General features: G+C 62.9%; 13 protein-coding genes and 1 tRNA gene. 8 read left to right on the top strand and 6 right to left on the bottom strand.

The features are described from left to right. Positions 1-18: 18 nt before the first annotated feature. Positions 19-1,533: an aromatic amino acid lyase gene (locus tag HY247_04575; GenBank protein ID QQG48047.1), complete on the top strand. Its 1,515-nt coding sequence runs from the start codon at positions 19-21 to the stop codon at positions 1,531-1,533. Here HY247_04575 and HY247_04570 read toward each other — a convergent pair. Continuing rightward, a complete protein-coding gene (locus HY247_04570) occupies positions 1,530-2,768 on the bottom strand; it encodes an imidazolonepropionase (GenBank protein QQG48046.1) in 1,239 nt (412 codons plus the stop codon). The two genes, HY247_04575 and HY247_04570, sit on opposite strands and share 4 nt — an antisense overlap. A 102-nt stretch (positions 2,769-2,870) precedes the next feature. Between HY247_04570 and HY247_04565 the strand changes: the two genes are divergently transcribed. Together HY247_04565 and hutU are read left to right on the top strand one after the other, a co-directional pair. Beyond that, on the top strand, positions 2,871-3,104 hold the full coding sequence (locus HY247_04565) for a hypothetical protein (GenBank protein QQG48045.1): 234 nt from the start codon (positions 2,871-2,873) through the stop codon (positions 3,102-3,104). Between the two features lie 47 nt (positions 3,105-3,151). Beyond that, positions 3,152-4,831 carry a urocanate hydratase gene (hutU, locus tag HY247_04560; GenBank protein QQG49560.1) on the top strand — a complete coding sequence of 560 codons (1,680 nt, stop codon included), beginning with the start codon at positions 3,152-3,154 and terminating at the stop codon, positions 4,829-4,831. On the opposite strand, the gene HY247_04555 is transcribed toward hutU, so the two are convergent. After that, complete coding sequence (locus tag HY247_04555) at positions 4,828-5,595, bottom strand: DedA family protein (GenBank protein ID QQG48044.1); 768 nt, start codon at positions 5,593-5,595, stop codon at positions 4,828-4,830. The two genes, hutU and HY247_04555, sit on opposite strands and share 4 nt — an antisense overlap. 23 nt (positions 5,596-5,618) lie before the next feature. Continuing rightward, entirely contained in the window at positions 5,619-6,896 is a 1,278-nt protein-coding gene (locus HY247_04550) for a hydroxymethylglutaryl-CoA reductase, degradative (GenBank protein QQG48043.1), read from the bottom strand. Between the two features lie 122 nt (positions 6,897-7,018). Between HY247_04550 and HY247_04545 the strand changes: the two genes are divergently transcribed. After that, positions 7,019-7,144: transfer RNA gene (locus HY247_04545), tRNA-Val, on the top strand. Between the two features lie 42 nt (positions 7,145-7,186). Beyond that, the gene (locus tag HY247_04540; protein ID QQG48042.1) at positions 7,187-7,627 is read left to right on the top strand and encodes a hypothetical protein; all 441 of its coding nucleotides are present in this window, start codon (positions 7,187-7,189) and stop codon (positions 7,625-7,627) included. Here HY247_04540 and HY247_04535 read toward each other — a convergent pair. Beyond that, entirely contained in the window at positions 7,624-8,523 is a 900-nt protein-coding gene (locus tag HY247_04535; GenBank protein QQG48041.1) for a M48 family metalloprotease, read from the bottom strand. The genes HY247_04540 and HY247_04535 overlap by 4 nt on opposite strands. Before the next feature lie 178 nt (positions 8,524-8,701). Between HY247_04535 and HY247_04530 the strand changes: the two genes are divergently transcribed. Further along, entirely contained in the window at positions 8,702-9,211 is a 510-nt protein-coding gene (locus tag HY247_04530) for an Hsp20/alpha crystallin family protein (GenBank protein QQG49559.1), read from the top strand. Here the strand turns inward: HY247_04530 and HY247_04525 are convergent, their stop codons facing one another. Then, positions 9,212-9,685 carry a CBS domain-containing protein gene (locus HY247_04525; protein QQG48040.1) on the bottom strand — a complete coding sequence of 158 codons (474 nt, stop codon included), beginning with the start codon at positions 9,683-9,685 and terminating at the stop codon, positions 9,212-9,214. It lies immediately after the preceding gene. Positions 9,686-9,843: 158 nt separating this feature from the next. Between HY247_04525 and HY247_04520 the strand changes: the two genes are divergently transcribed. Further along, entirely contained in the window at positions 9,844-11,226 is a 1,383-nt protein-coding gene (locus HY247_04520) for a hypothetical protein (GenBank protein QQG48039.1), read from the top strand. On the opposite strand, the gene purH is transcribed toward HY247_04520, so the two are convergent. Beyond that, the gene (gene purH, locus HY247_04515; GenBank protein ID QQG48038.1) at positions 11,216-12,805 is read right to left on the bottom strand and encodes a bifunctional phosphoribosylaminoimidazolecarboxamide formyltransferase/IMP cyclohydrolase; all 1,590 of its coding nucleotides are present in this window, start codon (positions 12,803-12,805) and stop codon (positions 11,216-11,218) included. The genes HY247_04520 and purH overlap by 11 nt on opposite strands. A 68-nt stretch (positions 12,806-12,873) precedes the next feature. Between purH and purS the strand changes: the two genes are divergently transcribed. Beyond that, entirely contained in the window at positions 12,874-13,179 is a 306-nt protein-coding gene (purS, locus tag HY247_04510) for a phosphoribosylformylglycinamidine synthase subunit PurS (protein QQG48037.1), read from the top strand. The last annotated feature ends 43 nt before the right edge of the window (positions 13,180-13,222 follow it).

Genomic DNA, 13,222 nt, shown 5'->3' with positions numbered 1-13,222 from the left:
TCAAGTCGAGATAAACGTATGTCAACACTATTAATCGCAGGCCTCAGGGGTGTCCCAATGGCCCTAGCCCTCGACGGCAGGTCCCTGACCCTCGCATCCGCCGTCAAGGTCGCAGAAAAGGGGGCTCCGGTCAAGGTCAGCTCGGCGAGCCTGAAGAGGATGCAAAAGTTCCGTGCCCTACTGGAGCGCAAGCTTGGCCGCGGAGAAGTCGTCTACGGGGTCAACACGGGCTTCGGGTCGCTGGCTGACAAGGCAGTCCGCCTGGGCAACCTGAAGGAGCTCCAGCTCAACCTGGTCCGCAGTCACGCGGCCGGTGTGGGGGCACCGATGCCGATAGAAGTCGTGCGCGCTGCTATGCTCATACGGCTCAACAGCCTGCTTAACGGGAATAGCGCGGTACGGCCAGCCCTCGCCGAACTCCTTGCAGAGATGCTCAACAAAGCAGTGACTCCGTACGTCCCACAATTCGGGTCTCTAGGGGCCAGTGGCGATCTCGTCCCCTCTGCGCACCTCGCCCTGACCATGATCGGGGAAGGGAAGGCCTATCGCCGGGAAGAGCTGATGGAGTCTCGCCGGGCCCTCGCGGCCTCGAAGCTCAAGCAGGTGGTCCTTCACGCGAAGGAGGGCCTCGCAATGATCAACGGCACGGCCTTCACCGCTGCCCTCGGGTGTCTCTCAGTGCATCGGGGCAGCGCACTGTTGGAGGCTGGCAACTCGGCCGCCTCCCTTACTGCGGAGGTGACCGGGGCCTGCTCGCAGTCTTTCGACGAGAGGCTGACCGAGCTGAAGGCACACGCTGGGCAGGCCTACGTCGCCAGGCGGCTCAGGAACCTTCTGAAGGACAGCCAGCGCCTTAGGGAGGAGCCCGTCCCGCAGGACCCTTACTCGATACGCTGCGTCCCCCAGGTCCACGGCTCCCTCAAGGACGCGCTGACCTTCTCCGAGAAGGTGGTCGTCGGTGAAATGAACTCCGTCTCCGACAACCCAGTCCTCCTTGAAGACGGTTCATTCATGCACGGAGGTAACTTCCATGCGCAGCCCGTCGCCATGGTCCTCGACTTCCTTTCGCTCGCAGTCTCGTACCTCGGCGTGATCTCCCTCGCCCGGACCGGCGTCCTCCTCTCCAGGACTCCTCCCGAGACGAAGTACATGGCAGCGAAGCCTGGCCTTGAGTCCGGGCTCATGATCCTTCAGTACACTGCGACCTCGTTAGCCGCGGAGAATGCAAAGCTGGTCTACCCCCAGTCGTCCTACCCTGCCAGCGTCTCGGGGGGGATCGAGGACCACGCGAGCCACGGGGTCAACGCCGGCATGAAGGCGCTCTCCGTCGCGGAGAACGTCTCGCTGATGCTCGCCATCGAACTGATCTGTGCCTCCAACATACTCGGGACCGACGAGACAGGGATCTCGAAGCACTCAGTGGAGCTCTGCAAGACAGTGAGGCTCTCCTCTCCCCTGCTCCGCGGAGACCGCTCCCAAGGAGATGAAATCGAGGCCCTCGCACGCGCGACAATCTCCGGAAGAGTCCCCTAAACCGCCCCTCTGCCTATCTCGATTCCTTTCTTGAAGACCCTTCTGACGTGCCGACCTCCAAGCTCGTATGGCAGGGCCCTGTACCCCCCAAAGTCGTGGACCAGGAAGTCTGCGCTCGCACCCGGAGCCAGTCGCCCGATGTCCTCCCTCCCCAGTGCATCAGCGGCGAAGCGCGTGAAGCCAAGAATCGCCTCCTCGGGGGTCATCCTCAGTGCGTTACAAGCAAGCCCCATGACGAGCTGCGGCGACTCTATCCATGAGTTCGGGCTGAGGTCCGTGCCCAAGGCAACCCTACACCCTGCGTCCATGGTCTTCCTTGCGTCCGCGTATGGAATGCCTGAACAGAGCGACGTCCAGGGGAGCAGCACAGCCACGACGCCCCTTCGACCCATCTCCTCGATCCCTCCATCACTGCTCCTGCCGAGATGGTCCGCGGACATGCACCCGACCTCTGCCGCCAGTCGGGCACCCCCCGACTCCTTGAACTCGTCCGCATGAATCTTGAGGGCGAACCCCAAGTCTGCCGATGCCTCTAGGTATCGTCTGCACTCTGCGCTCGAGAACACCCCTTCCTCGCAGAAGCAGTCCGAGAACCTCGGCCTCTCTCGAAGGCGGGCAACGGCGGGCAGTACGCTCTTGATCACGTGCTTCACGAACTCGCTCGGCCGGGCAAACTCTGGAGGCGTGCTGTGGAGCCCCAAGAAAGTCGTCACCAGCTCGACCTCGACCTTCCGTTTCATGTTCCTCAGGATCTCCAAGTGTCGCAACTCCTCCTCCAGGGACTGGCCATACCCGGTCTTCACCTCGGCCGTTGTCACTCCGTTCCTGACCAGCTGACCGAGCCTGCCCAAAGACTCTCTTTCGATGGCTTCAGAGGTCGCGCCTCTCGTCTCCCTCACGGTCCTTGCGATGCCTCCTCCCGACTTCAGAATCTCAGTGTAGGACTCTCCCTTTAGCTTCCTCTCCAGCTCGTCCTCCCTGCTTCCCGCAAAGAGAAGATGAGTGTGGGGGTCCACGAAGCCTGGAGTCACCAGGCTCCCTTCAGCGTCTACGGTTACCTCGGCCCTCCCGAAGGACTTCCTCCTCAGCTCTCTCGTTGTCCCGACCCAGGTCACCTTGCCGTCCTCCGCCATCATCGCCCCATCCTCAACGACCCCGATGGCCGAACTTTTCCCCCTCGTGTCTGGGGAACAGGTCGCCAACTCGCCCGCATTGATCAGCATCAGTCGCCCCATTCTCTCCGCGCCTCCCCGATGAGGGCCCACTCGTAAGCCTTCCAGCGCTTCACGGTTCCCACTGCGCAACCCTTAATCCGGCCCGCAGACTGCGGGCGCCTGGTGCAAAGGCCGCTCATCATCGGGCTGGGGGCCGCGCTGATAGCTTTCGGGACCTTCTTCTTTGGAATCGCCGTCCTCGCAGTGGGCGTGATTTTCGGAGAATCCGGCAACTTCGCCGCACTGTTGGCCCTGATCGTCGTCGCCGCCGGCATCACCACCGTCGGGATTGGGATGTTCGTCTACGGCCTCGCACTGCCTTCGAGGCCGACGGAACAGCGCCAGTCCGGTCCATAGGACTGCCTCGAGATGTACAGAAAGAGACGATTCTCGTGAACTCTTAAATCGAGAGTGAGCCTCTAACTCACGTGCAAAGGCACCAGGTCAGGGCCCCGCGCGGACCAGAGATCTCCTGCAAGAGCTGGCACCAGGAGGCGGCCCTAAGGATGCTGATGAACAACCTGGACTCCGAGGTCGCAAAGGACCCTGAGCGACTCATCGTCTACGGCGGAACTGGGCGCGCAGCCAGGAGCTGGCCGGCGTACGACGCAATCGTGAAGACCCTGAAGTCCCTCGAGAACGACGAGACTCTCCTCGTCCAGTCCGGCAAGCCGGTGGGCGTCTTCAGGACGACCCCAAGCGCCCCGCGAGTGCTGATCTCCAACGCCATGATAGTCCCAAAGTGGGCCGACTGGGCCTACTTCCGCGAGCTTGAGGAACGCGGCCTTACGATGTACGGTCAGATGACCGCGGGGAGCTGGATGTACATCGGGACCCAGGGCATACTCCAAGGCACCTACGAAACGCTCGCCGCCCTGGCCTCGAGGCACTTCGGCGGCTCTCTGAAAGGCAGAATCGTCCTCACCTCCGGCCTCGGAGAGATGGGGGGCGCCCAACCCCTTGCGGTGACGATGAACGACGGCGTCGCTCTGGTCGTCGAGGCGGACGCCAGGGCGATCCAACGACGTCTGGACAAGTCATACTGCGACCTCAAGACGGAGGACCCCGAGGAGGCGCTCGAGCTTGCGCGCACGGCGGCGAAGGTGGGGAGGCCTCTCTCTGTCGCCCTCCTGGGGAACTCCGCGGAGGTCCTTCCCTCCCTCCTGCGCTCGGGATTTGTCCCCGACGTGATCACGGACCAGACAGCGGCGCACGACCCCCTCTCAGGATACATCCCCCTCGGCCTGGACCCCTCCGAAGCCTCCGCGCTCCGGGCGTCCGACCCGAAGTCCTACCTCGAGAGGTCGATGAGCTCGATCGCCTCCCACATGAGGGCGATCCTCTCCTTCCAGAGCAAGGGCTCAGTGGCCTTCGAGTATGGGAACAACATCAGGAAGATGGCGAAGGACGCGGGGGTGGCGGACGCGTTCTCGGTCCCCGGCTTCGTCCCTGAGTACATCCGACCCCTCTTCTGCGAAGGGCGGGGGCCCTTCCGATGGGTCGCGCTCTCGGGAGATCCGGAGGACATCTACGCAACCGACGAAGCTATCCTGAGAGACTTTTCCGACAACCCATCCCTCACCCGGTGGATCCGCATGGCGCACGAGAAGGTCAAGTTCCAGGGACTCCCGGCCCGCGTCTGCTGGCTCGGATACGGAGAGAGGGCGAGGTTTGGGAAGACGATAAACGCGATGGTGAGGGACGGGACGATCTCAGCACCCGTGGTCATCGGCCGCGACCACCTCGACTCCGGCTCCGTGGCGTCTCCTTACCGCGAGACCGAAGGGATGAAGGACGGGTCCGACGCGATCGCCGACTGGCCGATCCTCAACGCGCTCCTGAACGCCGTCTCTGGAGCCTCCTGGGTCTCGGTCCATCACGGAGGCGGGGTCGGCATCGGATATTCGATTCACGCAGGCCTTGCCGTCCTCGCAGACGGGACTCCGGAGGCAGAGAAGAGGCTCGAGCTGGCCCTTACCAACGACCCCGGGACCGGCGTCGCGCGCCATGCAGACGCAGGCTACGAGGAGGCGATCAGGACCGCGAAGGCCAAGGGCGTCAAGATCCCGATGAGCCCAGACTAGCAGATGCGAGGGCGCCTTGCCCCGGCGACGTAGTACGCCACGTACGCTGCCCCTACGAGAAGGACTCCTCCAGCCACCCACCCCTCGGGCGACGTGATCCCCGTGGCCGCTAGTACTCCGGCGTAGATCAGAGCGGCATTCCAAACGACGCAACCCACCGCGGTGAGGACGACGAACTCGAGGAGCCCCATCCTGAACAGGCCCGCCGGAAGGGAGATCACCGACCTCAGCCCCGGGACGAACCTGGCCGCAAGGACGGTCCACCTCCCGGACCTCTCGAACCACCCTTCCGCCCTGTCGAGTCCGCTCTTCCCCATCCCGAAAGACTTCAGCATCGCCAGGACGAACCTCCTCCCCAGGGCCTTTGCCAGATAATAGTCGACCAGCGCCCCAACCAGGGCCCCCAGGGTCGCGACGACGACTCCCTCCCAGAAGCCGATCGCACCCAGATATGCGAGGACTCCCGCAAATGGAAGGATCACCTCGCTCGGTATCGGAAGCGACGCGCTCTCCAGCGTCATCAGAACGAAGAGCCCCAGGTATCCGTAGGTCCTCATGAAGTCCAGGAGCGCCGCGGTAGGTATCACGGAGCCTCCCTCCGAGCCCAGTGCTCCGAACGGGACCTGCAGAAGATGCGCGAGTTGGAGGGCCCCTAGCGCGCAGGCGACGATGGCGATCGCCAACAGATACTTGTTCCTCGGAACGATGGGGTCGGCACGACCTGTCTTCTCATTCGGCCCACCCTCGCCGCTCCCAGGGTCCAAAGGGTGTTCTCCTGCCGCGCCGATTAGGCCCGAGTCTTCCCTGACATCTCTTCGACGAGCTCCTTTGCCCTGTCGAACCTAATCTTCTTCTCGTCGATCATCTTCGCAGCGACCGCCTCGATCATCTCCCCGCTTGCGCCCGCCGAGACTGCGATGTTCCTTGCGTGCAGCCTCATGTGTCCCCTCTGGATCCCCTCGCTGGCCAGCGCCCTCAGGGCCGCGAAGTTCTGGGCGAGGCCCACGGCCGCCATCACTTCTGCCAGCTCCGTCGCAGTCTTCACTCCCAGCACCTTGATCGCTGCCCTTGCCGCAGGATGAGTCCGTGCGGCTCCTCCGACCAGTCCCACGGCCATCGGCATCTCGAGGCGCCCCACAAGGTCTCCGTTCGAGTCCTTCTCCCAAACGGTCAGCGGCTTGTACTTGCCGGTCCTTGAAGCGAAGCTGTGCGCCCCCGCTTCTAGAGCCCTGATGTCCTGCCCGCACGCGATCGCGACCGCGACGACCCCGTTCATAATGCCCTTGTTGTGGGTCGCGCACCTGTACGGGTCCGCGTCCGCGAAGGCGTATGCGTAGACCACACCGTCCACCACCGCCTCGCCTCCGATCGCTTCCTTCTCAAAGACGGCCTTGGCCCTGACGAGCCGCCTGTCCGCCAGGTTCGAAATTATTCTGAGGAAGACCCGGCCCCCGGTTATCTCCTCGACCATGGGGGCGACCGCCTCGGCCATGGTGTTGACTGCGTTGGCCCCCATCGCGTCCCCTGTGTTGACTATCAGCTCCGCGACGACCATCGGCCCCTTGAGTGTCGAAAGGACCTTCACGTTCAGGTCCTTGGCCCCTCCCCCAAGCGAGACGAGCATCGGGTCCTGGTCGTTCGCTTTCTTGAGTATCTCCGCCTTCTTCCCGAGTAGCTTCGACTTCGCGCCCTCAGGGTCTTCGACTGACACCACCTGGATCTGGCCGATCATGACCGGGCCCGTGTTCGTGACCTCGAACCCTCCCTTGACCCTCGCCATCTTCGCCGCGTTGCTGGCGGCCGCCACCACCGACGGCTCCTCGAGGGCCATCGGGACGATGTAGTCCCTCCCGTTCACCTTGAAGTTGGTCGCTATCCCCATCGGGATCGTAATCCCGCCGACGACGTTCTCGATCATGCGGTTGGCGACGTCCGCAGGAAGCCCTCCGGTGTTGGCGATCGACTGCGCCTCCTCGTCCGTCAACCCAGCGAGCCTCTTCACTACCTCGAGCCTCTCCTCCATGGAGAGCTTGTAGAACCCAGGAACTTCGGACGATTCCTTCATGCCAGTGGACCTCGTCGAGTCCGCTAGTTATTTAATCGAAGCGACCGGCAGGAGAGTGGGCAATCAGCCGTCCCTGAGCCCGTGTAAGGATAAAAGCGGGCCGTAGGGCGGTTCGCCGAATCGGGCCGGTCGTCTAGCATGGTTTGGACGTCAGGGTAACCCCGTCAAGCTCTGACACCAGCTGGCAGGATACGGCGAATCGCCTTGTCGCGCCAAGGTCGGCGGTTCAAATCCGCCCCGGCCCACCACTCTCTCAATCCTTATTACGATCTGGAGGCAGAACCGTCTCAATGAATCGAGGCCTTCTCTTCTTCTCGATACTCGTCGTCCTCGCAGGAATAGGCTCGAAGTCGATCTTCGTCGCCTTCTTCGGGGTCTTCCTCGCCGTTGTCTCCCTCATCCCTTCGCGCAGGTTCACCTCGAAGCTCCCCCCGGTCGGGACGCGGGTCGGCCCCCGCACGGTACAGAGGGCAACCCCTCCTACGTCGCAGACATCGACTGAACCCGACCCGGCCGCTGCTCTGCTCGCGGCCGTTTCAGCGTCATCCGCATCGAAATCGAACCCGACGTACACCCCGGCCCTCTTTCCGGGGCCGATCTTCCCGTCTCTGTCTCTGCAGGGACAGCCTACTCAGAACCCGCCGGCCAAGACAAGCGCCCAGCCCGCTGAGAAGGACGAAGTCCTGGAGGTCGGCGCCATCCTGGCGCTGGCAAGAGTTCTCCTCGGCTAGGGCACGTACAGGTTCATTTCGCGCGCAACTCGCTTCAGCCTTTCCACCCTGTGCTCCAGAGATGGATGGGTGGAGAAGAGCTCGACCAGGGAGCTTCCCCTGAACGGGTTGACGATCCAGAGCGACGAAGTCGCCGGCGACGGCCCCCGTCCCTTCCTGTTGGCTATTGGACTCGTCCGAGCCCTCGAGGTGATCTTCTGAAGCGCGCTGATGAGCCCGCCAGGGTTCCTAGTCAGCTTCGCCCCATACTCGTCTGCGGTCGTCTCGTCCCCCCTGCTTATCCCCAACTGAACGAACACCGCTCCCAGGGGCACCAGGACGGCCGCTGCCAGCAGAAGAGGAGAAGGTCCCCTGTCCCTGCTGTTTCCGCCTCCGAACCAGAGGGAGTACAGCACAATGTTCCCAATGTAGGAAATGGCGCCCGCCATCGTGGCGGCGATGCTCGACATCAGCACGTCCCTGTGGACGACGTGGCCAATTTCGTGCCCGATCACAGCCTCCAGCTCTTCAGGCGTCAGGGTCTGGAGGATGCTTGTGGTGGCGCAGACGACCGCCTTGTTTGGGCCCCTCCCCGTCGCGAACGCGTTGGGCTGCGGGGAGTCCACTACCCCCACCCTAGGCATGGGTATCCCAGCCTTCTGCGCGACGTTCCTGACCGCCCTGAACAGGACAGGGCTCTGCTCCTCCGTGATGATCTTCGCCCGCGTCGCCCTGATGGTCAGAGAGTCCGCGTAGAAGTAGGAGATGAAGTTGAAGAGGGCAGCGAGTACGAGTGCTCCGCCGGTAAAGAGCAGCGGGCTCCCAAAATAGAGGCCGACCAGGTATCCCAACCCGAGGAGCAGCCCAGTGAGGACTGTGAACAGTAGCGTCATCCTGAAGTAGATTGAAGCAGTCATGACCGTGCAGAAATTCGGCCCTTCGCCCGATGTAAAAACCTTGTTCCAGACTGCGACCGAAAAAATAAATCCCACCCCCGCGCCTCTACGAACGACCTTGGAAGACGACTCAGAAGACGCTGACAAGAAACGCAGGGGGCATCCCGTCGGGCCCTGGAGCCTGCCGGACATCGACGAGATGATGAAGCAGATGGAGAGGGCTTTCTCTGAGCAGTTCAAGGACCTCGAGCGCTATCTGCCAAAAGGCCTCGTGCGCGAGTCGAAGTCACCAGACGGCTCCACCAAGAAAGAGATCGGCCCCATCGTCTACGGCTACTCGGTCACCATCGGCCCGGACGGAAAGCCAGTGGTGAGGGAATTCGGAAACGTGAGAAAGGGAGGGGGGACTCCGTGGAAGGAGATCCAGGACAAGCGCGAGCCCCTCGTGGACGTGGTCAGTTCGGACAAGGAGGTCAGGGTCATCGCAGAGCTCCCTGGCGTGAGCAAGGAGGACATCGACCTCACGGTCAACGAGAGGTCCCTGGTCATTTCAGTCGAAAGGGAGGAGCACCGATACTACAAGGAGCTGGACCTTCCCGGGACCGTGGACCCCAAGGGGGCGAAGTCCACCTACAACAACGGAGTACTCGAGGTAACCATCCCTCTCAAATCCCGCGCCGACGGCGGCGTCAAGCTCCGGGTCGGCTGATCATCTGTACGGGCCTTCCTCGACCCCATCCTTGTACCTCGCGAGGGCGTTGAACTTCGGTTCTCTGTAGCCGTGCTTCTCCGCCAGCGAGCGTGCGATGTCTCCCGTGGTGATTATCCCGACCATCCCACCGCTCTTTCCAACGACGATCAACCTCCTGACCCTGTACTCCGCCATCCGGGCCGCAGCTTCCCCCACTGTCGCCTCCGCGGGCACGGTGATCAGGGGGGTCGACATGATGTCCTTCACGAAGACCTTCCCGGGGTCCACGGCGTCCGCCAGCACCTTCGCGACGAGGTCCCTCTCCGTGACGATGCCGATCGCAGTCCCTCCCTGGGTGACCACTGCACAACTGACCCCCCTCTTGGCCATGGCCTTCGAACAGTCCTGGACGCTGGTGTTGACGTCCACGGCCATCACCGCCTTGCTCATGATCGGTTCAACCGTCTGCTCCTGGCCTGGTCCCTGTTCCATCTGGTGCCCGAAACCCTACTTGCCTAATATGTCGTCTGAAGGTCGCCTGCCCGACGTCAGAGACCGCCCTCTGTAGTAAGGGGCCATGCGCCGGGATGAACCAAAGAGGGGCGGCCGTGCTGAAACCAGTTTATACCTGCCAGGTGTGTCCGGCGAACGTGGACAAAGTAGGCGTCCTGATCGTCTCGAAGAGCCTCAGCTCCCCCGTTATGGTCGACGCCCTCCGGAGGTCCCAGAAGTACGTCCCAGAGTTCTACGTGGTCGAGAAGCAGCAGAACCCGTTCAACCTCTCCGCAGCCAAGGCGCACAGGGTCGTGCCCGACCTGAACCTGACCGACGTCGCTCTCTTTGCGAGCAGGTACAAGGAAAGAATTGCCTTCGGCCTGACCGACACCGAGGACTTCGTGACCGCGGGGGGTCGTGACTCCCTCGAGAAGGTTGGGATCCCCATGCTCTGCGTCTCGAAGAAGTTCGCAGTGGAGAGGAGCAAGGCCGAGCAGAGGTCCCTCTTCGATAGAATCTTCAAGGGAGCCAACCCCGACTACAAGGTCTTCGACGCCGCACGATACCACTCTCAGTCGGAGGCTCTCCGAGACTTCCGCGAGACCGCCTCGGAGTTCAGGGAGGTCGTCGTAAAGCCGGACGCTCCCGCGAGGGGAGCCGGCGTGGGCGTCTGGGGGAAGGACTTCCGCTCCGACCAGGAGACCTCGGCGTTCTTCCTCGACGCCCTCTCCAGAGGGCGCGTCGTGGTGGAGAAGAGGGTCGAGGGCGAAGAGTCGAGCTTCCATGCGTTCAGCGACGGGAAGCACTTCGTGGCCGCCCCGCTGACCCGCGACTACAAGAGGGCCCTGGACGGGAACAAGGGCAAGCTGACCGGCGGAATGGGCAGCTACAGAGCGCCCTCACAGCGCCTCCCCTTCATCTCGCTGACCGAGTGGGAGCGCCTCGTCTCGGCCGAGGAAGCCTCCTTCAGGAAGTGGAGGGGGCGCGGCTCAGAGCCCGGCCTGAGGGGCATCGTTCTGTACGACGCGATCATGCACACCCGGAGGGGATTCAAGGTACTGGAGCGAAACAGCAGGGGAGGCAACACCGAGGTCATCAGCATACTGTCGACCATCGCTGACGACTTCGTAGACGTCTGCCACCGCATCCTCGACGGCTCGCTAAGGTCGATCCGCTTCTCGAGGAAGGCCTCGGTAGTGACCTGCGCGGTCCCGGAAGGATACGGGACAGGGCCAGGCGTTCCTACGAACGGTAGCCCGATTGACCTCTCTGCCGCGGTGGCCATGGGCGCTGCGAGCCCCGACAAGCTCAAGATATTCCCAATGGACGTCCGCGTCGATTCAGGACGGACCCTGATGGGGTCTTCCCGCGCGGTCGCGGTCGTCGGCTTGGGAGACTCCCTCGAGTCGGCCCGCACGAGGTCCCTAAGGGGAGCCCGCGCCCTCACCGGCCCGCTCAGGTGGAGGAAGGACATCGCCAGCTTCCGGGACCTCCGCGCCTGCGCCGCCCGCCTTCGCTCGCTTCGCACTAGTGCTTGAAGGCCCTCACGTGGGTCACAGCCATGGCCATCCCCGCCTCGTCGGCGGCCTCGATCGATTCTGCGTCCTTGACGGACCCTCCCGGCTGGATCACTGCGGTCACGCCCGCCCTGGAGAGCATCTCCACGCTGTCCCTGAACGGGAAGAAGCCGTCCGACGCGCAGACAGCTCCCATCGCCCTGTCCCCCGCGTTCTCCAGCGCAATCCTGACCGCTCCGTTCCGCTTCCTGAAGCTGCCCACTCCTAGCGTCCAGAAGCTCGAAAGCCTCCCGCCCTCGAACTTCCCATCCGCGATTACGATCCCGTTGGACATGACCTTCCTCACGACCTCCCAGGCCTCTAGCAGCTTGGCCATCTCCTCGGCCCTCGGCTTTCTCTTCGTCGGCACGGTGACGAGCGACGGGTCGAGCCTCTTCCAGTAGTCCACGTCGTCCTGGACGAGCACTGCGCCCTCGAGGACCTTCACATCGTACGGAAAGTCGGGCCTGAGCGAGGCCTCGATGACCCTGATCCTCTTCTTCTGCTTGCCTTCGAGGATCTTGAGGGCTCCATCGGTGAAGCCCGGGGCGATGACGATCTCGGTGTAGACCGACGAGTCCGCGACCCCCTCGTTCCTCCCGATCAGCTTGGCGGCCTCTTCGTCCACCCGCGTGCCAGCGACCACGGTCCCTCCAAAGTCCGCCTCGGGGTCGCATGCATGCGCAAGAGCGTAGGCCCTCGAGACCGAATCCGCAAAGGCAAAGCCGCTGATCTGGCCATGCTTCACCGTTGCTACGGCGGAGACGCCCTTGAGCCCGTCCACGACCCTGTACGCGCCCCCGACGTCCAGGAAGTTGTTGAACGACATCTCGTCCCCCGCCAACTGGCGCCACTCTCCCATCGTCCTCCAGCCGTCGATCGAGTAGATGACGGCCTTCTGGTCGGGGTTCTCGCCGTACTTCGCATCCCGAAGCTTCGAGGCGGAAAGGAGAAGGCGCTGAGGGAGCCCCGGCCCCCTGAGTCCGTTGAAGATCGAGGCGTCGTAGGCCGAGGTGATCGAAAAGGCTTCCACAGCCATCTTCTTCCTGAACTCAAACGTCGTCCCGCCGGAGGTCTCTTTCATTTCACTCAGGACCTCGTCGTAAAGTTCGTAGGAAGGGACCACGACGACCCTCTCGAAGTTCTTCGCCGCGCCCCTTACCATCGTGGGCCCTCCGATGTCGATGCTCTCCACCAGGTCTCCCCTTCCTTCCTTCAGCGCCACCCCAAACGGATAGAAGTTGCAAACGACCATGTCGACGGGCTTGACTCCCATGGCCTTCAGCTCCGCGAGGTGCTCTTGGGTCCCCCGCGCTAGGATTGCGGCCTGCAAGGGGGCGTGCAGCGTCTTTACCCTCCCTGAAATCGCGCTCGGAAGACGCATGTCGTCCTGCAGGCTCCTAGCCTTGACCCCGCCCTTCAGCAGCTCGGAGTAGGTGCCACCTGTCGACAGGATCTCCACGCCGAAGGTCACGAGGCCCTTCGCGAGTTCGACGAGGCCCGTCTTGTCCGACACGCTGACTATCGCAGTGCTTACCTTTAGGACTCCGTCGCCCTGCATTCGCGGCCTCGACCCCTCGGACCGCTAATTAACGCGGCTTTTCAGCATCAATGGGGTTTAGCACAAACATGGTAATCCAATCTTATATAGACATCAAAGGGGCAACGATTTTTGTGCCAAAGACGCGCAGCTTCTCCGTGAAGGTCGTAATCTCAAACCGGGAGGGAGCCAGCGACCCAGAGGGCGAGACCATCCTCAGGGACCTGGTGTCCAAGTCCGGGTTCAAACAGGTAAAGGGAATCAGGAGCGGAAAGTTCCTCCGGTTCGATGTCGAGGCGGCCGACTCTTCTTCCGCGAAAGAGATGGTCGAAAGAATCTGCGACGAGCTTAGGATCTACAACCCTGCGGCGCACTCTCTCTCGGTGGAAGCCTGACGTCCTCCGCACTCCGGGTCGCCGTCGTAAGGTTCCCGGGCAG

It is taken from the genome of archaeon (assembly GCA_016432545.1).
Taxonomy (GTDB): Archaea; Thermoproteota; Nitrososphaeria; order Nitrososphaerales; family Gagatemarchaeaceae; genus UBA183.
The sequence above is the reverse complement of the archived record's forward strand: the minus strand, read 5'-3'. Positions and strand labels throughout refer to the sequence as shown.

Coding starts and splice junctions, on each gene's coding strand:
- HY247_04575 (QQG48047.1), top strand. CDS start 19: ATGTCAACACTATTAATCGCAGGCCTCAGGGGTGTCCCAATGGCCCTA.
- HY247_04570 (QQG48046.1), bottom strand. CDS start 2,768: ATGGGGCGACTGATGCTGATCAATGCGGGCGAGTTGGCGACCTGTTCC.
- HY247_04550 (QQG48043.1), bottom strand. CDS start 6,896: ATGAAGGAATCGTCCGAAGTTCCTGGGTTCTACAAGCTCTCCATGGAG.
- HY247_04540 (QQG48042.1), top strand. CDS start 7,187: ATGAATCGAGGCCTTCTCTTCTTCTCGATACTCGTCGTCCTCGCAGGA.
- HY247_04535 (QQG48041.1), bottom strand. CDS start 8,523: ATGACTGCTTCAATCTACTTCAGGATGACGCTACTGTTCACAGTCCTC.
- HY247_04530 (QQG49559.1), top strand. CDS start 8,702: ATGATGAAGCAGATGGAGAGGGCTTTCTCTGAGCAGTTCAAGGACCTC.
- HY247_04525 (QQG48040.1), bottom strand. CDS start 9,685: ATGGAACAGGGACCAGGCCAGGAGCAGACGGTTGAACCGATCATGAGC.
- purH (QQG48038.1), bottom strand. CDS start 12,805: ATGCAGGGCGACGGAGTCCTAAAGGTAAGCACTGCGATAGTCAGCGTG.
- purS (QQG48037.1), top strand. CDS start 12,874: ATGGTAATCCAATCTTATATAGACATCAAAGGGGCAACGATTTTTGTG.